At 66.4% G+C, this 25093-nt stretch carries 21 protein-coding genes; 9 read left to right on the plus strand and 12 right to left on the minus strand.

The features are described from left to right. Nucleotides 1-195: 195 nt before the first annotated feature. The 4 genes from htpX to def all read right to left on the minus strand — a co-directional run bounded on the left by htpX (nucleotide 196) and on the right by def (nucleotide 3566). Nucleotides 196-1056, minus strand: a complete 861-nt coding sequence (htpX, locus tag AC1DKD_RS03290; protein WP_477142928.1) for a zinc metalloprotease HtpX — start codon at nucleotides 1054-1056, stop codon at nucleotides 196-198. A gap of 185 nt (nucleotides 1057-1241) precedes the next feature. Next, nucleotides 1242-1883, minus strand: coding sequence for a LysE family translocator (locus AC1DKD_RS03295; protein WP_441632551.1), 642 nt, complete (start codon nucleotides 1881-1883; stop codon nucleotides 1242-1244). A gap of 43 nt (nucleotides 1884-1926) precedes the next feature. Beyond that, entirely contained in the window at nucleotides 1927-2940 is a 1014-nt protein-coding gene (gene fmt, locus AC1DKD_RS03300; RefSeq protein WP_477103008.1) for a methionyl-tRNA formyltransferase, read from the minus strand. A 110-nt stretch (nucleotides 2941-3050) separates the two neighbouring features. Beyond that, a complete protein-coding gene (def, locus tag AC1DKD_RS03305) occupies nucleotides 3051-3566 on the minus strand; it encodes a peptide deformylase (RefSeq protein ID WP_477142929.1) in 516 nt (171 codons plus the stop codon). Nucleotides 3567-3728: 162 nt separating this feature from the next. Between def and AC1DKD_RS03310 the strand changes: the two genes are divergently transcribed. The 4 genes from AC1DKD_RS03310 (at nucleotide 3729) to AC1DKD_RS03325 (ending at nucleotide 9450) form a co-directional block, all read left to right on the plus strand. Beyond that, complete coding sequence (locus AC1DKD_RS03310) at nucleotides 3729-4901, plus strand: LysM peptidoglycan-binding domain-containing protein (protein ID WP_441637274.1); 1173 nt, start codon at nucleotides 3729-3731, stop codon at nucleotides 4899-4901. Then, on the plus strand, nucleotides 4898-6040 hold the full coding sequence (gene dprA / locus AC1DKD_RS03315) for a DNA-processing protein DprA (protein WP_441637270.1): 1143 nt from the start codon (nucleotides 4898-4900) through the stop codon (nucleotides 6038-6040). Before AC1DKD_RS03310 ends, dprA begins: the two co-directional genes overlap by 4 nt. Before the next feature lie 94 nt (nucleotides 6041-6134). Then, on the plus strand, nucleotides 6135-6551 hold the full coding sequence (locus AC1DKD_RS03320; protein WP_441637272.1) for a thioredoxin family protein: 417 nt from the start codon (nucleotides 6135-6137) through the stop codon (nucleotides 6549-6551). A gap of 214 nt (nucleotides 6552-6765) precedes the next feature. After that, complete coding sequence (locus AC1DKD_RS03325) at nucleotides 6766-9450, plus strand: DNA topoisomerase III (protein ID WP_441637268.1); 2685 nt, start codon at nucleotides 6766-6768, stop codon at nucleotides 9448-9450. A 63-nt stretch (nucleotides 9451-9513) separates the two neighbouring features. On the opposite strand, the gene AC1DKD_RS03330 is transcribed toward AC1DKD_RS03325, so the two are convergent. Beyond that, a complete protein-coding gene (locus AC1DKD_RS03330; RefSeq protein ID WP_045241972.1) occupies nucleotides 9514-10416 on the minus strand; it encodes a LysR family transcriptional regulator in 903 nt (300 codons plus the stop codon). Nucleotides 10417-10608: 192 nt separating this feature from the next. Between AC1DKD_RS03330 and AC1DKD_RS03335 the strand changes: the two genes are divergently transcribed. Next, the gene (locus tag AC1DKD_RS03335; RefSeq protein WP_441637266.1) at nucleotides 10609-10914 is read left to right on the plus strand and encodes a hypothetical protein; all 306 of its coding nucleotides are present in this window, start codon (nucleotides 10609-10611) and stop codon (nucleotides 10912-10914) included. A gap of 396 nt (nucleotides 10915-11310) precedes the next feature. Here the strand turns inward: AC1DKD_RS03335 and AC1DKD_RS03340 are convergent, their stop codons facing one another. From AC1DKD_RS03340 to AC1DKD_RS03350, 3 genes are all read right to left on the minus strand, one after another. Beyond that, nucleotides 11311-11787 (minus strand): hypothetical protein, encoded by a 477-nt coding sequence (locus AC1DKD_RS03340; protein ID WP_477103009.1) that lies wholly within the window; start codon nucleotides 11785-11787, stop codon nucleotides 11311-11313. A 157-nt stretch (nucleotides 11788-11944) separates the two neighbouring features. Next, nucleotides 11945-12139, minus strand: a complete 195-nt coding sequence (locus AC1DKD_RS03345) for a YbdD/YjiX family protein (protein ID WP_013958452.1) — start codon at nucleotides 12137-12139, stop codon at nucleotides 11945-11947. 58 nt (nucleotides 12140-12197) lie between these two features. Continuing rightward, a complete protein-coding gene (locus AC1DKD_RS03350; RefSeq protein WP_477142930.1) occupies nucleotides 12198-14270 on the minus strand; it encodes a carbon starvation CstA family protein in 2073 nt (690 codons plus the stop codon). A 393-nt stretch (nucleotides 14271-14663) separates the two neighbouring features. On the opposite strand from AC1DKD_RS03350, the gene AC1DKD_RS03355 reads away from it, so the two are divergent. Both AC1DKD_RS03355 and AC1DKD_RS03360 read left to right on the plus strand, forming a co-directional pair. Further along, on the plus strand, nucleotides 14664-16070 hold the full coding sequence (locus tag AC1DKD_RS03355; RefSeq protein WP_441634303.1) for a cache domain-containing protein: 1407 nt from the start codon (nucleotides 14664-14666) through the stop codon (nucleotides 16068-16070). Further along, nucleotides 16067-16729, plus strand: coding sequence for a response regulator (locus AC1DKD_RS03360; RefSeq protein WP_035865578.1), 663 nt, complete (start codon nucleotides 16067-16069; stop codon nucleotides 16727-16729). The genes AC1DKD_RS03355 and AC1DKD_RS03360 overlap by 4 nt, the downstream gene beginning before the upstream one ends. A gap of 107 nt (nucleotides 16730-16836) precedes the next feature. Here the strand turns inward: AC1DKD_RS03360 and AC1DKD_RS03365 are convergent, their stop codons facing one another. Further along, nucleotides 16837-18693, minus strand: a complete 1857-nt coding sequence (locus AC1DKD_RS03365) for a phosphoenolpyruvate carboxykinase (GTP) (protein ID WP_441634305.1) — start codon at nucleotides 18691-18693, stop codon at nucleotides 16837-16839. A gap of 565 nt (nucleotides 18694-19258) precedes the next feature. Here AC1DKD_RS03365 and AC1DKD_RS03370 point away from each other — a divergent pair. After that, nucleotides 19259-20272: a D-2-hydroxyacid dehydrogenase family protein gene (locus tag AC1DKD_RS03370; RefSeq protein ID WP_477142931.1), complete on the plus strand. Its 1014-nt coding sequence runs from the start codon at nucleotides 19259-19261 to the stop codon at nucleotides 20270-20272. Between the two features lie 3 nt (nucleotides 20273-20275). On the opposite strand, the gene AC1DKD_RS03375 is transcribed toward AC1DKD_RS03370, so the two are convergent. From AC1DKD_RS03375 to AC1DKD_RS03385, 3 genes are read right to left on the minus strand one after another with little or no spacing between them, the layout of a single operon-like run. Beyond that, nucleotides 20276-22189 (minus strand): hypothetical protein, encoded by a 1914-nt coding sequence (locus AC1DKD_RS03375; RefSeq protein ID WP_441634307.1) that lies wholly within the window; start codon nucleotides 22187-22189, stop codon nucleotides 20276-20278. Between the two features lie 40 nt (nucleotides 22190-22229). After that, complete coding sequence (locus AC1DKD_RS03380; RefSeq protein WP_477142932.1) at nucleotides 22230-22622, minus strand: GtrA family protein; 393 nt, start codon at nucleotides 22620-22622, stop codon at nucleotides 22230-22232. After that, complete coding sequence (locus AC1DKD_RS03385) at nucleotides 22619-23614, minus strand: glycosyltransferase (RefSeq protein WP_428178334.1); 996 nt, start codon at nucleotides 23612-23614, stop codon at nucleotides 22619-22621. The genes AC1DKD_RS03380 and AC1DKD_RS03385 overlap by 4 nt, the downstream gene beginning before the upstream one ends. Before the next feature lie 247 nt (nucleotides 23615-23861). Between AC1DKD_RS03385 and AC1DKD_RS03390 the strand changes: the two genes are divergently transcribed. Then, nucleotides 23862-25037 carry an MFS transporter gene (locus AC1DKD_RS03390; RefSeq protein WP_441634311.1) on the plus strand — a complete coding sequence of 392 codons (1176 nt, stop codon included), beginning with the start codon at nucleotides 23862-23864 and terminating at the stop codon, nucleotides 25035-25037. Nucleotides 25038-25093: the final 56 nt, after the last annotated feature.

Consider the following 25093-nt stretch of genomic DNA (forward strand, 5'->3'; position numbering starts at 1 on the left):
AGACGGTAACGCGGGGTGGCAAAGGCAAGCCGCAAGCGGCGTGGACTGGCGGCAAGGCCGGGCGGGGCCGGAAAAAACACTGCCCGCCGCTTCGAAGGGAAGCACGGCGGGCAGTTTACCCTGTATGTGCCCAGGGCCGGCTTTTTTGCGCCCGGCTGGCCGGCGCCTGGAGCAACGGGACGGCTTGAACCGACCCTAAACCGGGTAGACGCCGGTCTGGGCCATCTGCATCAGCCGTGCCACGCGCTCCTCGGTGGCCGGGTGGGTCGAGAACAGGTTGGCGATGCCGCTGCCCGAGAGCGGGTTCATGATCATCATCTGCGCGGTCGCGGGGTGCGCTTCCGCGGTCTGGAAGGGAATGYCCTGGGCATAGCGGTGGATCTTGTCGAGCGCCATCGCCAGCGCCTGAGGATCGCCGCTGATCGTGGCGCCGCCACGGTCGGCCTCGAACTCGCGGGCGCGCGAGATCGCCATCTGGATCAGCGAGGCCGCCAGCGGCGCCAGGATTGCCACGGCGATGCTGGCGATGGGATTGGAGCGGTTGCCGTTCTCGTCGCGCCCGCCGAAGAACATGGCGAAGTTGGCCAGTGCGGCAATCGCGCCGGCCATGGTGGCGGCAATGGTCGAGATCAGGATGTCGCGGTGCTGCACGTGGGCCAGCTCGTGCGCCATCACGCCGCGCAGCTCGCGCTCCGACAGCACGCGCAGGATGCCGGTGGTGGCGGCGACGGCCGCATGCTCAGGATTACGGCCGGTGGCAAAGGCATTGGGCGCGTCCTCGTTGATCAGGTACACGCGCGGCATCGGCAACTGGGCGCGCTGCGCCAGCTCCTGCACCATGCCATAGAACTGCGGCGCCGTGCTCGCGTCGACTTCCTGCGCGTTGTACATGCGCAGGACCATCTTGTCCGAGAACCAGTAAGAGAAGAAGTTCATGCCCAGCGCCATGATCAGCGCGAACATCATGCCGCTGCGGCCGCCGATCATGCCGCCGATGACGATGAACAGCGCCGTGATGRCTGCCATCAGCATGAAGGTCTTGACCCAGTTGAACATTGTCGTGATCTCCGAAAAAATCATCCTCGCGCGCGCACCCGGTGGCCGGGCTGGCCAGGCCTGCGAAGCGCGACGCGGTGATGATTAGATGGTACCCCTGGGCGGAAATTCAACCGTGGGGTGCCTAAAAATAGAGCAATACCACAGTTAGCGACGCCTTCGGCCGTTTGTCCGCCAGCGGGGGCTCAGCGCTGAGCCAGCGCCAGGCGGACACCCAGCCCGATGAACGCGGCGCCAACAATGCGATCCAGCCAGCACTTTAGCCGGGGCGCCTCGCTAGCGCGGCGGGTCAGGGTGCCCGCCATCCATGCGACCAGGCCGTTCCAAAGCGTCGACATCAGCACCATGACGCCGCCCAGTGCCAGGAATGCCAGGGCCTGATGTCCGGCATGACGGTCGACGAACTGCGGAAAGAAGGAAATGAAGAACAGGATCACCTTCGGATTCAGCACATTGGTCAGGAAGCCCTGCATGAACAAGGCGCGCAGGCCGTGCGTACCCGGTTGCGCGGCGGGGGCCGCGCTTGCCTCCCGGGGCGCCGATTGCTGCCAGATGAGGCGCAGCCCCAGCCACACCAGATAGGCCGCGCCGGCAAACTTGATCACGGTAAAGGCAGTGGCCGACGCCGCCAGCAGGGCGGTCAGGCCAAAGGCGATGGCCAGCGAGTGCACGCAGCAGCCGGCGCTGACGCCGAGCGCCGAGACCACGCCCGCCGCCCTGCCCTGCGCCACGCTGCGCCCGACGATGTAGGCGGTGTCCGGTCCGGGTGTCACATTGAGCAGCAACACAGCGCCGACGAACAGGGGGAAGTCAGTAATACCGAGCATGGGATTCCTGGCTGCTGGATTGGCAATGGCGGGCAGGCGCCGGTTATGCCGTGCCTTCCGGCACGGCGCAGCGGGTGCCAGCCGGCAGCGGCATGCCCTGCAGGAACTGCTGGGCCGGCAGCCTGCGGCCGCCCGGCTTCTGCAGCTCGGCCACGCGCAGCGCGCCCTCACCGCAGGCGATCACCACGCCGTCGGCATCCGCGGCCAGCACTGTGCCCGGCGCCTGCCGCAGACCGGGCACGGCCTCCGTCGCCTGGGCCTGCCAGCACTTGATGACGGTCTGGCCGACCTGCACGGTGGCGCCTGGGAAGGGATTGAAGGCGCGCACCTGGCTGGCCAGTGCCGTGGCCGGGCGGCGCAGGTCCAGCGGCGCTTCTTCCTTGGCGATCTTTTCGGCATAGGTGACGCCCTCGGCAGGCTGCGGCGTGCCGGGCAGCGGCTGGCCAGCGGCGAGCCGGCGCAGCGCGTCCACCACCATGCGGCCGCCCAGCGCGGCCAGCGTGTCGTGCAGCGTGCCGGTGGTGTCGTCGGGCCCGATCGGCACCGTTTCGCCCTGGATCATCGCGCCGGTATCCAGGCCTTCGTCCATCTGCATCAGCGTGATGCCGGTTTGCGCGTCGCCGGCCTCGATGGCGCGATGGATGGGCGCCGCGCCGCGCCAGCGCGGCAGCAGCGAGGCATGGATATTGAGGCAGCCGTGGCGCGGCAACGCCAGCACCTCGGCTGGCAGGATCAGGCCGTAGGCGGCCACTACCATGACGTCCGGCGCAAGCTGCGCCAGCGTATCCACCGCGGCGCCGGCTTCCTCCGGGTACTTACCGTTGCGGCGCAGGGACCGCGGCTGCAGCACCGGGCCCAGACCATGCTCCAGCGCGTACTGCTTGACGGGGCTGGCCTGCAGCTGCATGCCGCGGCCCGCCGGGCGGTCGGGCTGGCTGAGCACGGCCACGACGGGGAAGCCGGCCTCATGGATGGCCTGGAGCGCCACGCGGGCGAATTCGGGCGTGCCGGCAAAGGCTACGCGCAGCGCTTGGGTTGGGCTTGCGGCTTGGGACATGGCGCGCTCCGGCATAAAGCGGCACCGGCCGCATCAGCGGCCGGCAACTTGATTCATCGGGAAGGCAATACGATAGCAGACCGGTGCCGGGGCGTCCGGGCGCGGCTACCTTACATGCGGGTGCGTTCGCGCTTGTGCAGCTTGACCAGCTTGGACTTGATACGCTGAAGCTTGAGCGGTGACAGGTACTCGACGAAGRCCTTGCCCTTGAGGTGATCCATCTCGTGCTGGATACACACGGCCAGCAGATCGTCGGCTTCGATCTCGAAGCTCTCGCCCTTTTCGTTGAGGGCTCGCACGCGCACATGGTCCGGGCGTTCCACGCGGTCGTAGACCTCGGGCACCGACAGGCAGCCCTCTTCCGATACCTTGCGGGTCTCGCTGGACCAGACGATTTCCGGGTTGATGAAGACTTGCAGCGCGTCGCGGGTTTCGGAGATGTCGATCACCACCACCTGCTCGTGCACGTCCACCTGGGTTGCGGCCAGGCCGATGCCCGGTGCTTCGTACATGGTCTCGGCCATGTCCTGCACCAGCTTGCGGATGCGGTCGTCCACCACGGCAACCGGTTTTGCCACGGTATGCAGGCGGGGATCGGGGTAGGTCAGGATATCGAGTTTAGCCATGATGCTGGGGCGCAACGCCTGCCGCTCACACATGTGACCCGCGCGTTGCGGCTACGGGTGTTTACATGCAGAATCGGGGCGCAAGTACAAAAATTCAAGGCGCGCCGCAACAGGCACGCTCTCCAGGGTCAATCCGGCTGTTCTGCCAGCCGGTTCGAGAAAATGCGCGATCTTACCAAAGAACACCAGGCGGCGCCGGGCCGCAGGCTGCACGCGTTTGCCCGATTGATGTTGTGTGCGGCTGGCATCACTGCCGCCGCCGGGGCGCCAGTCCATGCCGCTGAGCTTACCGTCACCCCTGCCCAGCTGGCCCAGGCCACTGTCACCGGGCAGCAAGGCATACCCGCCACCGACCTGGCACCGGACGCGCCACAGCAGTACGTGGTGCGCGGTGGCGACACGCTCTGGGGCATATCGGGCCGCTTCCTGCGCCAGCCCTGGCGCTGGCCCGAGCTGTGGGGCATGAACCGGCAGCAGATCCACAATCCTCACCTGATCTATCCCGGCCAGGTCCTGTACCTGATTCAGCGCGACGGACGCGCCTGGCTCTCGACCAGCCCGGACGCCGGCGGCACGGTGCGCCTCACGCCGGGCGTGCGCGGCGAGGGTGGCCCGGAAGGCGCCATCGCCAGCATTCCCGCCAAGGACATCGAGTCCTTCCTGATCCGCCCGCTGGTGGTGGACCAAGGCACGCTGGAGACCTCGGCGCGCATCTTCGCCCTGCCCGAGTCGCGGGTCTACCTGGCCATGGGCGACATCGCCTATGCGCGCGGCATCGCCCCGCCCGAGGCGGTGATCGGCAGCGACTGGCAGGCCTTCAAGCCGGTCAAGCCGATCAAGGACCCCGTCAGCGGTGTTGTGCTGGGCTACGAGGCCGAATACCAGGGCAATGTCCGCGTGTCGCGCCATCCGGAAGGCTTCGACGCGGTGACCACCATCAAGGTGACACAGGCGCAGCAGGAGATGGGCACCGGCACCTTGCTGATGCCCCAGCCCGCGCGCGAGCCGGTGCGCTATGTGCCCCGCGCCCCGGAAGTCGCGCTCGATGGCCGCATCGCGGCGGTCTATGGCGGCGTGCAGTTTGGCGGCGCCAAGCAGGTGGTGGTGCTCAACCTCGGCACCACCGCGGGCCTTGAGCCAGGCCACGTGGTTGCGCTTTCCCGCGCCGGCCAGTTGGTGCCCGATCGTACCGACGGCAATCGCCCCATCCTGCTGCCCGACGAGCGCTACGGCCTGGCCTTCGTGTTCCGGGTGTTCCCCGGTGTGGCCTATGCCCTGGTCACCGATGCCACGAACGCGATCGAGGTTGGCGACCGCGTGACCTCGCCACGTTGACCAGGCCAGCAGCAGCCTGCGCCGGTCCGGTGCAGGCGCCGGCCACCACGCGCGACGCCGCGGACATCGAGGCGTGGCTGCGGCTGACGGGCGCGCGCGGCCTCGGTACGGGCGCCCTGCGCCAGTTGCTGGCCGTCTTCGGGCTGCCGCGGCAACTGCTGGCGCAGAGCGTCAGCGCGCTGGCGGCGGTCATCCCCGAGAAGCAAGCGAGCGCCTTGCTGGCCCCGCCCGACGCTACCACCATGGCGCTGGTCGAGCGTACCGTGGCCTGGGCCGCCGAGCCCGGCAACCATGTGGTGACGCTGGCCGACGCAGCCTATCCCCGCCCCTTGCTGGACCTTTCCGACCCCCCGCTGGTGCTGTACATCAAAGGCCGGCTGGACGCGCTTGGCGCTCCGGCCGTCGCCATGGTCGGTGCGCGCAGCGCCACGGTGCAGGGCGTGGAAGATGCGCGGCGCTTCGCCCGCGTGCTGTCCGATGCCGGGCTGGCCGTGGTGTCGGGGCTGGCGCTGGGGATCGATGGCGCTGCCCATGACGGCGCGCTGGCGGGCATCGGCGGCACCGTGGCGGTGATCGGCACGGGTGCCGACCTGGTCTATCCCGCCCGCCATCGCGAGCTGGCCCACCGCATTGCCACCCATGGCGCCATCGTCAGCGAGTTTCCGCTCGGCGCGCCGGGGCGCAGTCATCATTTCCCCCAGCGCAACCGCATCATCGCGGCGCTGGCGCGCGGCGTGCTGGTGGTGGAGGCGGCGGCGCGCTCGGGGTCGCTGATCACGGCGCGGCTGGCCGCCGAAATAGGGCGCGAGGTCTACGCCATTCCCGGCTCGATCCATGCGCCGCTGTCCAAGGGCTGCCACCTGCTGATACGCCAGGGCGCCAAGCTGGTGGAAACCGCGCACGATGTGCTGGAGGAACTCGGTTGGGGCGGCGCCGGTGTCCGGACCGTGTTGCCTGCGCCGATGCCGGCACTGGACGATGTCCTCGGCCTCACGCTTACCCACGATCCCGTCACGCTCGATGCACTGTGCGCCCGCACCGCCCTGCCACCCGAGCAGGTGGCAGCCGTCCTGCTGAACCTGGAACTGGCGGGCGCCGTGGAGCGGCTGCCGGGCAATTTCTATCGCCGGGTAAGCTAGTGGGTGCCGCAAGGCCGGTCGAAGCACGGTTTTCCCCGCGACCGCTACAATCAAACGATTTCCCGTGCCTGAAAAGGCTCATGTTTATCCCGCCATGACCGTTTACTTTCCGGAGCAGGACCCGGGCGCGATCGCCCAGGCGCTGGCAGCGCGTCCGCAAGGCCGCCTGGTCGCGTGCCTGTGCGCGGCCTGGTGCGGCACCTGCGAGACCTACCAGGAGGCGTTCACATCCCTGGCGGCGCGCTTTTCCGGCGATTGCTTCGTGTGGATCGATATCGAAACCCATGCCGACCGGCTGGGCGACCTCGACATCGACAACTTTCCCACGGTGCTGGTGCAGCCGGCCGCAGGGGGCCGGCCGCAGTTCTACGGTACGCTGTTGCCGCATATCGAGGTGCTTGAGCGTATGCTGGCGCGCGGCGCCGCCATGCCGGTGGCGGCCGGGGCCGAGGTGCCGGAAGTGCTGGACTGGCTGGCGCAGGGTGCCGGCGACGGCCTGGATTCGCATTGAAAAAAGAACCGACAGCAACCGCACCGGGCCTGGCCCGCATGCTGGCAACGGCTGTTTGACGAAGGCGCCGGCGGCGTGCTTGCTTGCACCGCCGTCGGAACCGCGCTTATTATTGGCGCCTCAAAGCCCCGAGCTCGCTGTTTACATATAGTGCAGAGCCCTTAGTGGCAATAATTCGCAGGCCGCCAGAGTGCGGCCAGCAAGGACCCGATCCATGTCAAAAGCCCTCATCATCGCGGAAAAGCCATCGGTTGCTGCCGATATAGCCCGTGCCCTCGGGGGCTTTACCAAGCATGACGAATACTTCGAAAGTGATGATTACGTACTTTCGTCGGCCGTCGGCCACCTGGTTGAGATTGCCGCCCCGGACGAATACGAGGTCAAGCGAGGCAAGTGGAGCTTCGCCAACCTGCCGGTGATTCCCCCGCACTTCGATTTGCGCCCGATCGCCAAGACCGAATCGCGCCTGAAGGTGCTCAATCGCCTGATCAAGCGCAAGGATGTCACCGCCCTGGTCAACGCCTGCGACGCGGGGCGCGAAGGGGAGCTGATCTTCCGCCTGATCCAGCAGCATGCCAAGGCCAAGCAGCCGGTGCAGCGCCTGTGGCTGCAGTCGATGACGCCGCAGGCAATCCGCGACGGCTTCGCGCGCCTGCGCGACGACGCCGACATGATGCCGCTGGCCGATGCCGCGCGCTGCCGCTCCGAGGCCGACTGGCTGGTGGGTATCAACGGCACGCGCGCCATGACCGCCTTCAACAGCAAGGGCGGCGGCTTCTTCCTGACCACAGTTGGCCGGGTGCAGACCCCTACCCTGTCGATCGTGGTGGAGCGCGAGGAGAAGATCAAGAAGTTTGTCCCGCGCGATTACTGGGAAGTGCGCGCCGAGTTCATCGCCGCCGCCGGCCTGTACGAAGGGCGCTGGTTCGATCCCAAGTTCAAGAAGAACGAGTTCGATCCCGAGGCGCGCGAGTCGCGCCTGTGGAGCGAGGCCGAAGCCAAGAGCATCGTGGCGGCCTGCCGTGACAAGACCGGCACCGTCACCGAAGAGTCCAAGCCTTCCACGCAGCAGTCGCCGGCGCTGTTCGACCTGACCACGCTGCAGCGCGAGGCCAACTCGCGTTTCGGTTTCTCGGCCAAGAACACGCTTGGCCTGGCGCAGGCGCTGTACGAAAAGCACAAGGTGCTGACCTACCCGCGTACCGACGCGCGCGCGCTGCCAGAGGACTACATGGACACGGTCAAGCAGACCATGGACATGCTTGCCGAGAGCTCGCCCAACTACCTGCCGCATGCCAAGAAGGTGCTGGCGAGCGGCTGGGTCAAGCCGAACAAGAAGATCTTCGACAACAGCAAGATCAGCGATCACTTCGCTATCATCCCGACGCTGCAGGCCCCGAAGAACCTCTCGGAGCCGGAGCAGAAGCTGTATGACCTGGTGGTGCGCCGCTTCCTGGCGGTGTTCTTCCCGGCGGCCGAGTTCCAGGTCACCACGCGGATTACCGAAGTGGCCGGCCATCATTTCAAGACCGAGGGCAAGGTCCTGGTCAATCCGGGCTGGCTGGTGGTCTATGGCCGCGAAGCCCAAGGCGACGACGCCAACCTGGTGGCGGTGGCCAAGGACGAGCGCGTCAAGGTCGACAAGGTCGACAGCTTTGGCCTGACCACCAAGCCGCCGGCGCGATACAACGAAGCCACGCTGCTCTCCGCCATGGAAGGCGCAGGCAAGCTGGTGGACGACGACGCGCTGCGCGAGGCCATGGCCGGCAAGGGCCTGGGCACGCCAGCCACGCGCGCGGCCATCATCGAAGGCCTGCTCGCCGAGAAATACCTGGTGCGCGAGGGCCGCGAACTGATCCCCACCGCCAAGGCCTTCCAGCTGATGACGCTGCTGCGAGGCCTGGGCGTGCTCGAACTGACCCAGGCTGAGCTGACCGGTGAATGGGAGCACAAGCTGTCGCAGATCGAGCGCGGCGGCCTCAAGCGCGACGAGTTCATGCGCGAGATCGCGCAGATGACGCAGCAGATTGTCAAGCGCGCCAAGGAGTACGACAGCGACACCATCCCGGGCGACTACGCCACGCTGGCCACGCCGTGCCCGCAGTGCGGCAGCCAGGTCAAGGAGAACTACCGCCGCTTTGCCTGCACCGCTTGCGAGTTCTCGATCAGCAAGATCCCGGGCGGCCGCCAGTTCGAGATCGACGAGGTCGAAGAGCTGCTGCTGAAGAAGGAAATCGGTCCGCTGCAAGGCTTCCGCAGCAAGATGGGCCGGCCCTTCGCCGCCATCCTGAAGCTGGGCAAGGACGACGAAGGCCATTACAAGATGGAATTCGACTTCGGCCAGAACGACGACGATAACGATGGCGAGCCGGTCGATTTCAGCGGCCAGGAACCGGTTGGCACCTGTCCCAAGTGCAGTGGCTCGGTGTTCGAGCATGGCATGAAGTACGTGTGCGAGAACTCGGTTGCCAGTCCCAAGTCTTGCGACTTCACGACTGGCAAGATCATCCTGCAGCAGGAGATCTCGCGCGAGCAGATCGGCAAGCTGCTGGGCGCGGGACGCACGGATTTGCTGACGGGATTCAAGTCATCGCGCACCGGGCGCAATTTCAAGGCCTTCCTGGTCAAGCAGCCTGATGGCAAGATCGGCTTCGAGTTCGAAGCCCGCGAGCCCAAGGCAGGTGCGAAGACGGCTGCCAAGACCGCTTCCGCCAAGGCGGGCGGCGAGGACGTTCAGGACGCTGAAACGGCGAGCAAGGCCAAGGCACCAGCCAAGAAGGCGGCTGCCGTGAAGAAGGCGCCCGCAGCCAAGAAGGCCGCAGCCAAGGCGCCGGCGGCCAAGCGTGCTACCGGCAAGTCGCGCGCCGGCGGCGAGGCCACCGCCGACGCCGAGGAGTGAGCCGCCGCGGAACCGGCTTCGCGCCGGTTCCGCGAATCCTGTCCTTGCGCCAGTCTCGATCCTTTACTGATCGTTGCCGCGGATCTTGCCTTCTTCCAGCAGGAAGTCGATAAAGGCGCGGACCTTGGTCGGCAGGAACTTGCGGCTGGGATAGACCACGCTGACATCGCGCCGAGGCAGTCGGTATTGCTGGAGGATGTGCGTCAACCGCCCTGATTCGATATTCGGCCGCGCCAGATAGGCAGACAGCATCGCCACCCCCATATCGGCCAGCGCCGCCTGGTGCGCCAGCTCGGCATTGCTGCACAGCAGGCCAGGCCGGATCGGCACCGTCACCTCGCCCTCCGGCCCCGACAGCGTCCATTCATGCTCCGCGGTGGGAATCCGCATCGCGATACAGCGGTGGTTGGCCAGTTCGTGCGCGTGGCGCAGCGGCGGGTGCTGGCGCAGATAGCCTGGCGAGGCGCACAGGATGATCTCTGCCGAGATCAGCGGGCGCGCCACCAGGTGCGAGCCCAACCCCAGGTCAGACAACACCACGCCTACGTCGCGGCCCTCTTCCACGATATCGACGATACGGTCCGATAAGAGCACATCGAACACCACTTCGGGGTACAGGGCCTGAAAACGCGCCAGCGTGGCCGGGAGCAGGTGCAGGCCGAACATCACCGGCGCCACCAGCCGCAGTGTGCCCGAGAGCGACTGGCTGCGCGCCGTCACTACCGATTCGGCCTCCTCCACGTCTTCCAGGATCTGCTGGCAACGCTGCAGGTAGGTTTCGCCGGCGTCGGTCAGCGACAGGCTGCGGGTAGTGCGATTGAGCAGCCGGGTGCCCAGGTGGCTCTCCAGGTCGGCCACATAACGCGTCACCACCGCATTGGACATTTCCAGTTGTTGCGCTGCACGAGCAAAGCTGCCCAGCTCGACCACTTTGGAAAAGACGCGCATCGATTGCAGCCGGTCCATGACATAGTCTCCAGTCTTGCCCGCGAACTTTTACGAGAAGTGGGTTATTTATTGTTAAAACTACAACTAATCATTGTCGGGGGCAATCTTTATTCATATCAGGGAAATACCTAATATGGAGCCATCGGATGCCGCATTGCAGCGAAGGCTGCTGAGAAGACAAGGCATCCTGCCTGTGGAAAGGACTCAATCATGAAAAACCAACGTTACGCCCTGATCGCCGCTGCCGCCACGCTCGCCGCTGCCCTGACCGCCGCGCCCGCTTTCGCCAAGACCGGCAAGTTCGACCCCTATACCGATGGCGCCCGCGCCACCCAGACCTCGGTTTACAGCAACGGCGGCAGGGCCGGCAAGTTTGACAGCTTCACCGACGGTGCCCGCGCCGGCAAGTTCGACGCATTCACCGATGGCGCCCGCGCCGGCAAGTTCGACCCGTACACCGACGGCGCCAAGGCCGGCAAGTTCGACGTGTTCAGCGACGGCGCAGCAAGCCTGTAAGGCCGCTGGCCAGCCGGCAGGCATCGTCTCTGCCGGCGGTTTTCACCCCTTTCGGCTGATCTCCACAGGCCGACGGGGAGGGAGCGGAAGCTCTCTCCCCGTACTAACCGGAGGACATGCCCGTACCGCGCCGGTACGGGCATGTTTGTTTTTGGGCACCTCATTGTCCGGCATTGCCCCTGCCCTACTATCCCGTCCGCGTGGTGTCCTGCTACGGACGTAGCCTGCAGGTGATGCATCATACGCCCCGATGCTCATCCCTTGCCTTGTCCTCTTTCCTGAAATCTCTGCTGACGGGCCTCGCGGGCATAAAAAAACGGGCCGCGAATGGCCCGTTTTCCTGCCGGCATTGCACACCGGCCGCCTGCGCGCGGGGCAACGGCCCCACCAGGCCGATCAGTCGTCGTGATCGTGATGGTAGTGGCCACGGCCATGCTTGCGCTTGTAGCCGCTGCGGTAATAGCGGTCGTCGCGATAACCGCGGGCGCGCTCGTCCGCATAGGAGTTGCTGCGCGAGACGTTGCCGCCTAGTGCGGCGCCAGCGCCGCCACCTACCGCGGCACCCAGCAGGCCGCCGGTGCGCCCGCCCATGGCGTTGCCTGCTGCCGTACCCGCGCCGCCGCCCAGCGCGCCACCGATGATGGCACCGGTGCGCTCGCGCCGGTTGGAGGTGACCGCGCCGCCAGCGCCGCCGCCTACCGCGCCGCCGATCACGGCACCGGTCGAGCCGCCAAGCGCGCCGCCCACCGCCGCCCCGGCGACACCGCCGAGCGCGCCGCCGAGGGCATTGTTCATATCGCCCGCGAACACCGGCAGCGCGGATGCCGCCAGGGCGATGGCCAGGGTGAAACTGCGAACGGTGTGGCGAGACATGTTCTTTTTCCTTGGGTTAGCAACGATGGCGCAAGTGTAGAGAAGTCGCTCCGGACTTGCTGTAACCACGTGTAAGGCCCTGTAACCCCTGGGGAAACGTAAAACGGGCCGCCTTTTGGGGCGGCCCGTCCACGATGTTACGTGGATATCATGCGGTTCAGCAGCACTTGCCCTGCCCGCCGCCGTAACGCGCTTCCTGGCGTTCGCGGAAGAATGCCTCGTAGCTCATGGGCTCGCGGTCGGGGTGGGTTGACTCCATATGGGCCACATAGGTCTGGTAGTCCGGCAAACCCACCATCAGGCGCAGGGACTGGCCCAGGTAGCGTCCCATGGTTCCAAGTTGCTCAAGCATGCTGGATCTCCTGTTTCCAAATATCGGGTTTGCGCTTGCCAGTGGCTGCCGCGCGAACTCAGGACTGCGCCGAGGCCGAAGCCGGCATCGGTTCGAACGGCGTCTCGCGGTCGGTCGGGCGGTTCACCGCGCGGGCCTTCATGGCGGTCTTGAAACCGTAGAACACGATCGACAGCACCACGAACATGAACAGCGCGCACAGGCCGGCGTCCAGGTAATCGTTGAAGACGATTCGGTGCATCTGCTCCATCGACTTGGCCGGCGCCAGTACCTTGCCCTGGGCGATGGCGTCGCTGAACTTGGCCGCGTGGGTCAGGAAGCTGACCTTGGGATCGGCGTCGAACAGCTTTTGCCAGCCGGCGGTCAGCGTGCAGATCAGTAGCCAGATGGTGGGCACCAGGGTAACCCAGGCGTACTGCCCGCGCTTCATCTTCACCAGCACGCAGGTACCGAGCACCAGCGCCACCGCGGCCAGCATCTGGTTGGAGATGCCGAACAGCGGCCACAACGTGTTGATCCCGCCCAGCGGGTCAACCACGCCCTGGTACAGGAAGTAGCCCCAGAACGACACGGTCAGCGCCGTGGCGATCAGGTTGGCCGGCAGCGAGTCGGTGCGGCGGAACGAGGGCACGAAGCTGCCCAGCAGGTCCTGCAGCATGAAACGGCCGGCACGGGTGCCCGCATCCACCGCGGTCAGGATGAASAGCGCCTCGAACAKGATGGCGAAGTGGTACCAGAASGCCATCATGGCCTGGCCGCCCACCACCTGGTGCAGGATGTGGGCGATGCCCACCGCCAGCGTCGGCGCACCGCCGGCACGCGAGATGATGGTGTTTTCGCCGACATCCTTGGCGGTCTGGATCAGCACGTCCGGGGTGATGACGAAGCCCCAGCCAGATACCACCTGGGCCACGGATTCCGGCGAGGTGCCGATCACGGCCGCCGGGCTGTTCATGGCGAAGTACACGCCCGGTTCGATCACCGAGGCGGCCACCAGCGCCATGATGGCGACGAAGGACTCGGCCAGCATCGCGCCGTACCCGATAAAGCGCATATGCGCTTCGCTTTCCAGCAGCTTGGGCGTGGTGCCCGACGAGAYCAGCGCGTGGAAGCCCGATACCGCGCCGCAGGCGATGGTGATGAAGAGGAACGGGAACAGGTTGCCCGACCACACCGGCCCGCCGCCCTTGGCGAACTGCGTGAACGCCGGCATCTTCAGCTCCGGCGCCACGATCAGGATGCCGATGGCCAGCGCGATGATGGTGCCGATTTTCAGGAAGGTGGACAGATAGTCGCGCGGGGCCAGCAGCAGCCACACCGGCAGCACGGCGGCGATAAAACCGTAGATGATCAGCATCCACGTGAGCGCCTTGCCGTCGTAGGTGAACAGCGGCGCCAGCACGGCGCTTTCATGCACATACTGGCCGCCGATGATGGCGAGCATCAGCAGCACGAAACCGATTACCGACACTTCGCCGATGCGGCCCGGGCGGATGTAGCGCGTGTAGATCCCCATGAAAAGGGCGATGGGAATCGTCACCGCCACCGTGAAGGTGCCCCAGGGCGAGTCCGCCAGCGCCTTCACCACGATCAGCGCCAGCACCGCCAGGATGATGATCATGATCATGAAGCAGCCGAACAACGCGATCATGCCGGGTATCGTGCCCATTTCGGACTTGATCAGGTCGCCCAGCGAGCGGCCGTCGCGGCGCGTGGAGATGAACAGCACCATGAAGTCCTGTACCGCGCCGGCAAACACCACGCCGGCCAGGATCCACAGCATGCCCGGCATGTAGCCCATCTGCGCCGCAAGCACCGGGCCCACCAGCGGGCCGGCGCCGGCGATGGCGGCAAAGTGGTGGCCGAACAGCACGGCCTTGTTGGTCGGCACGTAGTCCAGCCCGTCGTTGTGGCGCCAGGCTGGCGTCATGCGTTTGGGATCCAGCTGCATCACCTTTTCGGCGATGAACTTGCTGTAGTAGCGGTAGGCGATCAGATAGATACAGACCGCGGCGACCACGATCCACAAGGCACTGACGGCTTCGCCGCGAGACAGTGCAACGGTGGCAAAGGCGAAGGCGCCAAGGATGGCGACGGCCAGCCACACCAGGTGTTGCCCGATGCGATTCATGATGAGGATCTCCTCAGACCATTTATTGGGAGCCAGCGGCGGCAGGGCAGGCAAGCAAGCGGGACACGCGGTTGGTGTCCCTGGCGGCGGCGGGCGAAGGGAGGCGGGCGGCACAAGCTGTTCCCTGCCAGATCTTTCGCCGGCGCCCGGTATGTCTCGCAAGTTCCGGTTCCGTCGTCGCAGGCGGGCGATGCAAACAGCTTTGTCGCTGGGCGCACCCACTGCGCAGGACGCATGCAAACCACTGCCGGGCAGAGATCGCGCGTCCGGCGTGTAGTATTGACACCCGTCCCTGGCGGCACAAGCGCGGAACTACGCAGCGGCGCTGCGTGTTACTACGCAGATCGACGATCACATGCCGCTTGCGCGTTATCCGTGTTTACCCCGGTACCGATGAAACTCCGTCAAAAAATCCTGTTGCTGGCCGTCGCGCCGCTCGCCGTCGCCATGCTCGGCATCGCCCTGGCCGTGCGCTACCAGGCCAGCGAACTGGCCCGCCATGAGCGCGTGCTGGTCGAGGCAGCCTACCTGCAAAGCAAGGAAACCGAGCTGCGCCACTACGTGGAACTGGCGCAAAGCGCGATTGCGCCGATGGTGCATTCCGGCCGCATCGATGCCGCCACGCGCGATGCCGCCATGCAGGCGCTGGCGCGCCTCGACTACGGTCCCGATGGCTATTTTTTCCTCTACGACATGCAGGGCCGCAACCTGATGCACCCACGCCAGCCCGAGCTGGTGGGGCAGGATTTGTGGAGCATGCGTGACCCGCAGGGCGCTCTCACCATCCAGAAGCTGATCGCGGCGGCCCGGGCGGGCGGCGGGTCGGTGCGTTACCAGTGGAAGAAGCCCTCCTCGCAGCAACTGGCCCCCAAGCTTGGCTATGTGGTCGCCGTGCCGGAATGGAACTGGATGTTGGGCACGGGCATTTACCTCGACGACGTCGAGCGCACGCTGCGCCAGCTGGATGCGCGGGCGGAGACCGACATCCGGGAAACCATGGCGTGGATCGGCGTGATCGCCGCCATCAGCATCCTGCTGGTCGCCGCCAGCGGGCTCGCCCTCAACGTCAGCGAGCACCGCGAGGCCGACGCCAAGCTCCGGCAACTGGCGCAGCGCGTGGTGCAGTCGCAGGAGGAGGAACGCGCGCGCCTGTCTCGCGAACTGCATGACGGCATCAGCCAACTGCTGGTGTCGGTCAAGTTGCTGCTGGAGACCGCCGCCAACCGCCTGCGCATGGCGCCGGCAGAGGGCACCTCGGTTGCGCCCGTGCTTGGCACGGCGCTGGTCCGTCTGGACACCGTGTTCAATGAAGTGCGCAGGGTGGCTCGCAACCTGCGCCCCGCCCTGCTGGACGACCTCGGCCTGTTCGCCGCGCTTGAGCATCTCGCTCGCGAGATGCAGGAGGGCAGCGGGCTGCAGATCACGGTATCGCGTACCGGCAAGCCGCGCGAACTGGCCGACGAGCAGGCCACCGCGCTGTTCCGCATCGCCCAGGAGGCGCTTACCAATGTGGAGCGTCACGCGCATGCGCGCCATGTCACCCTGGTGCTGGCGTTCGACGCCAACGCTACCCGGCTGACGGTGCAGGATGACGGCGCCGGCTTCGACGTGGCGCGCATGCAGCATGATCCCAAGCGCGGCATTGGCCTGCGCAATCTGCGCGAACGCATTGCCGCGCTGGGCGGCGAGTTCGATATCGTCTCCGCGCCGGGCACGACCCGGCTGCACGCCGCGGTGCCGGTCGTGCCCGCCCCATCGCGGCAGGCCCCCCAAGACTTACCTGGAACTACACACTCATGAGCCATGCACCCGCCCGTGTCCTGCTGATCGACGACCATGCGCTGGTGCGCGACGGCATGCGCATGCGCCTGGGCCTGCAGCCCGAACTCGCGGTAGTGGGCGAAGCCGACGACGGCGAAGCCGCGCTGGCCTGGCTGGCGCACGCCGGCGCCGAGCGCATGCCGGACCTGGTCATCACCGATATCGGCATGCGGGGCATGGGCGGCATCGCGCTGGCTGCCGCTCTGCACGAGGACTATCCCGAACTGGCCGTGCTGATCGTGTCGATGCATGACAACCTCGAATACGTGCGCCAGGCGATCCGTGCCGGCGCGCGCGGCTATGTGCTCAAGGATGCGCCGGCCGACGAGCTGATGGCCGCCATTGCCGCGGTGCTGGCCGGACGCGTCTTCTACAGCGCGCGCATCGCCCGCAGCATGGCCGAGCAGACGCCTGCCGCCGGCCCGCTCGACGCGCTCACTCCGCGCGAGCGGGATATCTTCAACTGCATCGGCCAGGGGCAGGCCAACAAGGACATCGCCGCGGCGCTCGGCGTGTCGGTGCGCACCATCGAGACGCACCGGCTCAACCTGCGGCGCAAGCTCGGCATCGAAGGCCGCGCGGAACTGGTGAAATATGCCGTGGAGCATGGCGATGCGCAGGGCGGCAGCCCGGGCTGACGCTGCCGGCGGCGCCACAATGGAAAAAGCCCACCCCGTTGCCGGGGTGGGCTTCCTTTTGCCGGTGCCCGGGACGGACCCGGGTTGCCAGCCAGGTTGCCTGCTATTTAGGCAGACAGGCGCTTGGCCAGCGCGGCCTTGGCATCCACCAGGGCTTGCGGCAGGTTGTGCTTGAGTTGCGTGAACAGTTCCTCGTGCAGCGCCAGTTCCTGTTGCCAGGCGGCGTGATCGATGGAGGTGACCTGGTCGAACTGCTGCTTGGTGAAATCCAGGCCTTGCCAGTTCAGGTCCTCGTAGCGCGGCGAGGTACCGAACACGTGGTCACTGCCCTGGCCACGRCCTTCGACGCGGTCGATCATCCACGACAGCACGCGCATGTTCTCGCCGAAGCCCGGCCACACGAAGTTGCCGTCCGCGTCCTTGCGGAACCAGTTGACGCAGTAGATGCCCGGCAGCTTGGCGCCGCTGGCTTCCAGCTTCTTGCCCAGCGCCAGCCAGTGGCCGAAGTAGTCGCTCATGTTGTAGCCGCAGAACGGCAGCATGGCGAACGGGTCGCGGCGCACCACGCCTTGTTGGCCGGCAGCGGCGGCGGTGGTTTCCGAGCCCATGGTGGCGGCCATGTAGACGCCTTCGGTCCAGTTGCGGGCTTCGGTCACCAGCGGCACCGTGGTGGAGCGGCGGCCGCCGAAGATGAACGCGTCGATGGCGACGCCAGCCGGGTTGTCCCAGTTCTCGTCGATCGACGGGCACTGCACGGCCGGCGCGGTGAAACGGGCGTTCGGGTGCGCGGCCTTGGCGCCGGTTTCCTTGGCGATGGCCGGCGTCCAGTCCTTGCCCTGCCAGTCGATCAGGTGGGCCGGAGCTTCCTTGCTCATGCCTTCCCACCACACGTCGCCGTCGTCGGTCAGCGCGACATTGGTAAAGATGACGTTTTCCTTCAGGGTGGCCATCGCGTTGAAGTTGGTCTTCTCGCTGGTGCCCGGCGCCACGCCGAAATAGCCGGCTTCCGGGTTGATGGCGTACAGGCGGCCGTCCTGGCCCGGCTTGATCCAGGCGATRTCGTCGCCGATGGTGGTGACCTTCCAGCCCTCGAAGCCCTTGGGCGGGATCAGCATGGCGAAGTTGGTCTTGCCGCAGGCCGACGGGAACGCCGCGGCCACATGGTATTTCTTGCCCTCGGGCGAGGTCACGCCGAGGATCAGCATATGCTCGGCCAGCCAGCCTTCATCGCGGCCCATGGTCGAAGCGATACGCAGTGCGAAACATTTCTTGCCCAGCAGCGCGTTGCCGCCGTAACCCGAGCCGTAGGACCAGATCTCGCGCGTTTCCGGGAAATGCACGATGTACTTGGTGGCGTTGCACGGCCACGCCACGTCCTTCTCGCCGGCAGCCAGCGGCTTGCCCACGGTATGCACGCACGGTACGAACTCGCCATCGGTGTCCAGCACGTCGAACACGGCGCGGCCCATGCGCGTCATGATGCGCATATTGACCGCAACATATGGCGAATCCGACAGTTCCACGCCGATGTGGGCGATCGGCGAGCCCAGCGGGCCCATCGAGAACGGCACCACATACAGGGTCCGGCCGCGCATGCAGCCATCGAACAGGCCGGCCAGCGTCTGGCGCATTTCCGCCGGGGCGGTCCAGTTGTTGGTGGCGCCGGCATCTTCCTTCTTCTGCGAGCAGATGAAGGTGCGGTCTTCCACACGCGCCACATCGGACGGATCGGACAGCGCCAGGAACGAGTTCTTGCGCTTGGCCGGGTTGAGGCGCTTCATGGTGCCGGCGGCGACCATCTGCTCGCACAGGCGGTCGTACTCTTCCTGCGAGCCGTCGCACCAGTGGATATTGTCGGGTTTGGCGAGGGCCGCGAACTCGGCAACCCAGGCAATCAGCTTCTGGTGCTTGACCCAGGCTGGAACGTTGAGTGCGGGCGTGCCCTGCATTGTGGGGTGGTTCATACTGCAACTCCAAAGCGTAGAGAGAATTCTTGCAAAGCCTGGCCCGCACTGCCACCGCCGGAAACGGCTGGCGGCGAGCCTCCTTGCCAGAGCAGACCGCGGCGGCTCGCCGCTGGTTCCGCGCCGGGCCGGTGGATCGTCACATCCCGTTACAACTCCACAGCGACCGGAACTGCGCAAAAGGTCGCGGCTGGCCCTGCGGCTGCGCTACAGTGGCGCTTCGCCCATGACAGGGGCCGGCAAGCATTGTCCGACGCGGTCCGGGTGGCGGGAGCGAGGCTCGACCGACAATCCGTTCCCGAATCGGAACCGGCAAGGATACCACTGCCGCACGCCGCTGTTTTTTGCTCCGCAGCAATGTTCGTGCGCGATTCCGGCCTTGTCGTTTTGTCCCGTTTCCCTGTCTGGCGGCGCACTTCCGTTGTTGTGCCGAATTGTTCTCGCCGTTCCCGCTGCGCCCCGCATCCACCGCGGTGTCGCGCGACAGGTGGTAAAAACTATAACGTTGATGGGTGCCCTGTTCTGTGGGTGGGCGCACCTTGCGATTGCCAAACCAGAGTTTCCGATGAAGATTGCCGTACTCGACGATTATCAGGATTCCGTGCGCAAGCTGTCTTGCTTCAGCCTGCTTGACGGCCATGACGTCAAGGTGTTCAACAACACCGTCAAGGGCGTCGGCCAGCTGGCCGCGCGCCTTTCGGACGTGGAGGCCGTGGTGCTGATTCGCGAACGTTCGCGCATCACCCGCCAACTGCTGGAAAAACTACCCAAACTCAAGATCATCAGCCAGACCGGCCGCATTGGCAGCCATGTGGATGTCGAAGCCTGTACCGAGCGCGGCGTGGCCGTGCTCGAAGGCGCGGGCTCGCCGGTGGCCCCGRCCGAACTCACCTGGGCCCTGATCATGGCGGCCCAGCGCCGCATTCCGCAGTACGTGGCCAGCCTCAAGCATGGCGCCTGGCAGCAGTCCGGGCTCAAGTCCACCACCATGCCGCCCAACTTCGGCCTGGGACAGGTGCTGCGCGGGCAGACGCTCGGGATCTGGGGCTACGGCAAGATTGGCAAGTTGCTGGCGGGCTATGGCCGCGCCTTCGGCATGAACGTACTGGTCTGGGGACGCGAGAACTCGCAGAAAAGCGCCCGCGAGGATGGCCTGGCCGTGGCGGAGTCGCAAGAGCAATTGTTTACCGAAAGCGATGTGTTGTCGCTGCATCTGCGCCTTAATGACGAGACGCGCGGACTGGTCAAGCTGGCAGACTTCTCCCGCATGAAGCCGACCGCGCTGTTCGTCAACACCAGCCGGGCCGAACTGGTGGAGGAAAACGCCCTGCTGACCGGTCTCAACCGCGGCCGCCCCGGCATGGCGGCGGTCGACGTGTTCGAGTCCGAACCCATCCTGCAGGGCCATGCCCTGCTGCGCATGGAAAACTGCATCTGCACGCCGCACCTGGGCTATGTCGAGCGCGAAAGCTACGAGATGTACTTCCRCATCGCGTTCCAGAACATCCTCGATGTGCTGTCCGGCAAGCACGACAGCATCGCCAACCCCAAGGCGCTGACGCCGGCGTTGTCGCGCTAGGCGCTAGGCGCCAGGTGCGGCTGAACCGCCTGCCGGATGGCCCAGCTTTACCGGGCACAACTGGTAAGGCCGCGCGTCCGCGCCGATGAAGGCATCATAGGTGCGGCAGCCTCCGGCCTGGAGCACCAGACCATAGCGCAGCAGGCCGGGGCTTTGCAGCGCCACTTCCGCCCGATCTTCGGCGGCAAGGTCGCTCAGGTCCTGCGGCAGCGGGGCCAGGGTGCAGGTGGCGCCTTCGCCGCCCGGCTGTGGCGCGGCCAGTTGTGCATGGACGCGCAGCCGGCCAAGTGCCGAACCCAGCATCTTGCAGAGGCTGCCATTGGCCGACACCCCGATTCCCGCCAGCGAATCGTTCATCCGCGCCACGCTCTGCGCACGCCAGTTCACATTTGCGGGCAGCAGCGCGTAGGCCTGGCCCGGCCGCTGGGCCAGCATGGCTTGCACGCGCCCGACATAGGCTGGCCCTTCCGGAAAGTTGGAGTTGAGCGCTGCAAATGTCACTGCAGCCGGAAATTGCGTTGCCAGCCATCCTTGGGCCACAGCCCCGCCAGTCAGGAAGACGGTGGTATTTGTGTCAAGCGGCACATCCGGGAGCGTGAGTCTGAAGGCCTGCCGTGCCCAGGATTCGTGGCCCCAGGTTTTCATGCCAGTCAGTGCGGCAAGCGCCACCATGGCGAGCGCAATGGCACCCGTGCGCCCGGCCGCACGGGCTGGCAGCAGGCGTTGCACCACCAGCCAGACGGCGAGGGGCGCCAGCAGCTCCATGGCGACGCAATAGCGGTAGATGCTGAACAAAGCCAGCCAGGTCAGGAATGCCGCTGCCACGAACGCCAGCACCAGGCGCGCTTGCGGCGCGAGCGGCGGCAAGTCAGCGCTGGCGGCGCCTGACGGCTTGCCGCGCCACGCCCGCCAGCCGGCGCGCACAGTCCAGCAGCAGACCAGCGCATACAACAGCGGCCACACGAACGGCCGCGTCGGCACCTCGCCCACGCGCTTGGCATCGGCGACGATGACGAAGGGAAACATCACGGCTTCCATCGCGCTGCGTGGCAGCCACCGCGTGTCCGCCACCGAGATCGGCGCCGCCAGCGTGTTGTGGAAAAACGCATTGAACTGCGGAAAGAGCGGATTGGCGAAATTCGACCACATCAGGGCGAACCAGTATCCCGCGGTCAGGGCGATCCCCGCCAGCACGCCCAGCCCGAACACCCAGGCCAGCCAGAGCCGGCGCGGCCAGCGCAGCGGCAGGCTCAGCATGGCAGCGCAAAGCGCTACCGCGTAGATGGCATTGGTCAGCTTCAGCCCGGTGGCTGCGCCCACCAGCACACCGGCTGCCGCGGCCAGAGCCCAGGCGGCATGGGCGCTCCCCAGGCGCTCCCAGCCGTGCAGCAGCACGGACAAGCCGGCCAATACGAGCAGTGCCGTGGCATTGTCGCCCATGGTGTTGCCCAATTCCGACAGGTAGCCCGGTCCCAGGCAGCCCGCCAACGCAAGCAACAAGGCCACTGCGCTGCCATGCCGCGTCTGTTCCTGGCCTGCCCCGGCCGGCACCAGTACCCGCCGGGCAATGCCAAACACCAGCACGAAGGCGAGCCCGTGCAGCACCCCCATCGCAAACCCCGCCAGGGGCGCGGGCCAGTACTGCGTCATCAGCCAGTACGGGATATCCAGCAGCGGGTTGAAGTAGCTCTGCATTTGCGCTGGCGCCAGGTCGGTGCCGATGCGGCCCTTCAGCAATGCGTACGGGTTGTACAGGTGATAGTTGAGCAAGTCCCAGTTGCGGTCCTGGCCCAGCGCGAGAGAAAACAGGCCGAAGGCGAGCGGTACCAGGATGCACGCCAGCAACGGGGCGCGCGGCTGCTGCAGCCGCATGAAGGTCCGGGACACAAGCGCGGCGAGGCGGGGGAAGACGGGCATGGTTGACGGGGTGGGCTGCCGCGCCAAGGGCGGCAGGGATTCAGGACTTCTTGCGGAATACCCAGTATTTGGCGGACAAGAAGTTGAAGACCAGGCCGCAACCCGTGCCGAAGGCAACCGCCAGCAACGGCGCCCAGGCGGCGGCGGGCAGGCGTGCGATCACGACACTGTAGGCGGCCAGGTTGATGACGCCGCCGGCGGACATCGCCACCAGATAGCGCCACCACTCGTGCCAGGCCGATTCTCCTGGCCRCGTCGGGAACGTAAGGCGGCGATTGATGCGCCAGGTGACGAAGACCGCGACCAGGAAGGACAGCAGGCGCCCCAGGTAGTGGCCGGCGCCCAGTGCCAGGGCGCCATATAGCACGCCGCTATCGACGACGAACCCGGTTGCCCCCGCCAGGGCGAACGTGAGCAGTTGCTTGCGAATCACGGTGCGGCAACTGGCTCGGCGGGCGGCGTGACCGGTGCCTGCGCGGTGACCGCCGGGGGGGCAAGCGGCGCGGGTAGGCTCAAGTAGGCGAGCCGTTTCATCTCCAGGCGGCCACGCGTAACCGTGTCGAGCACGATGCCGCAAGTGAGCAGGATGATGCCCAGCAGGACCAGGGCCACGCACACCAGCGCCGTTGGCAGGCGTGGCACCAGGCCCGTGCGTAGGTAGGTTTCGAACAGCGGCACAGCCAGGATCACTGACAGCAGTGAGCAACCCATGAAGCCGGTGGAGAAGAAAGCCAGCGGCTTCTCCGACTTGAACAGACGCAGGATGGTCATCAGGATGCGCCAGCCGTCCCGGTATGTATTGAGCTTGCTCTCCGAACCGGTCGGGCGCGAATAGTAGATGGTTTCCTGTTCCGCCACGGGCATGCGCTGCTCCAGCGCGTGCACCGCCAGTTCGGTCTCGATCTCGAAGCCGGACGAATGCGCCGGAAACGACTTCGCATAGCGGCGCGAGAAGATGCGGTAGCCCGACAGCATGTCCGTGAAGGTGCGGCCAAACAAGGTAGCGGCAAAACTGGTCAGCAGCACGTTGCCAAAGCGGTGGCCGAAGCGATAGGCCGCTTGCTCTTCGCTGACGCGCGCGCCGACCACCATGTCCAGGCCCTCGGCGCACAGGCGGTGGACCAGTTCCGGGGCGACGCTGGCGTCGTAGGTGCCATCGCCGTCCACCATGACATAGACGTCGGCATCGACATCGGCAAACATCCGGCGTACGACGTTGCCCTTGCCCTGCAGGGGTACCGAGCGTACCACTGCGCCAGCGGCGCGCGCCTGGGCGATCGTGTCGTCGCTGGAATTGTTGTCAAAGACGTACAACCCGGCATCCGGCAGGTATTGGCGGAACGATTGCACAACGCCGGCAATGGTCGCCGCTTCGTTGTAGCAGGGGATGATGACCGCCACGCGGGGCGGATTGAGTTCGGGCATACAGGGTGGGGAATTACAGCAGAAAGTGCCGGAGCGGCCGACGGCCAGGCGCTCGGGAAAGCCGATACGCTACCGACTGGCGCGGGATTAATCAAGTCGGATACCCGGCACCCGGTCGTTCCCCCTGCCGCGCCTGAGTGCGCTGCGCTCAACGCGAACGAAACAAAACCGCTACACTCGGGAGATTCCGCGCGGCCTCTGGCCGCGCTTTTCGTCCTTCCACCGTCTCCTACCTGCCCCGGTCGCCATGGATCCCAGGCTCTTGATGCTGTGCCTTGGCAATTTTGTCATCGGTACGGGCGCGATGATCGTCACCGGCATGCTGAATCACATCGCCGGCGACTTCCAGCTTGGCGCCGGCACCGCCGGGCAGCTGATCTCCGTGTTCGCGCTGGCCACCTGCGTGGGCGCGCCGCTGTTCGCCACGCTCGGCTCGCGCATCGACCGCCGCTTGCTGCTGGCGGGCTCGCTGCTGGTGTATGCCGTGATGCATGTGGCGGCGGCCTTTGCCCCAAGCTTCGCCAGCCTGATGGCGATCCGTTTCCTGACCGCGATCGGGGCTGCCATCTACACGCCGCAAACCGCCGCGACCCTGCCGCTATTGGTCAATGCGCAGACGCGCGGGCGTGCCATCAGCTTTGTATTCCTGGGGTGGAGCGTCGCCAGCGTGGTCGGCGTGCCACTGGGTACCTGGATCGCCAGCACGCTGGGATGGCGCTTCAGCATGGGGCTGGTGGGCCTGCTGGCGCTGGGCGCGGCGGTGGGCGTATGGCGTGCGCTGCCGCCCCGGCTCTACGTCGAACCGGTGGGGCGGGCAGCCTGGGGCGCGGTGCTGCGCCACACGCCGATGGTGCTGGTAGTGACCACTACCATGATCCAGTCGGCCGGCATGTTCACCCTGTTTACCTATATCGCGCCGCTGCTGCGCGACGTGCATGGCATCAGCGGCGGCGCGCTCAGCCTGATGTTCCTGGCCTACGGTGCCTGCGGTGTCAGCGGCAATGTGCTGGCGGCTTCGCGCATGGACCGGGTAACGCCCGCCCGCATTGTCCTGTTTGCCATGCTGACTTCGCTGGCGGCCATGCTGCTGTGGCCGCTGGCGACGCTGGGGCCGGTGGCGCTGGTGCTGATCTTCATGCTGTGGGGCGTGGGCGGCTTTGCCACCAACAGCGCGCAACAGGCGCGGCTGGTGGCTTTGGCGCCAGAGCGCGCTTCGGTATCGATCTCGCTCAACTCCTCCTCCATCTATCTCGGCCAGGCCCTGGGCGCCATGGGCGGCGCGGCGATCTACGCCACCGCCGGCGCCAATGCCCTGCACTGGGGCGCGGCGGCGCTGATGCTGCTGGCGGTGGTGGTTTCGCAACGGGCGAGTGCCTTGGGCTGCCTGTGGCGCAGCCGAAAAGCGGTGCAGCCGCAGGCCTGACGCAACCCGGCGCCTCCCGGCCGCCTGGCCGTGCGGCGCCGCACACGGGGCATCCG

The organism is Cupriavidus sp. 05T313 (assembly GCF_056396665.1).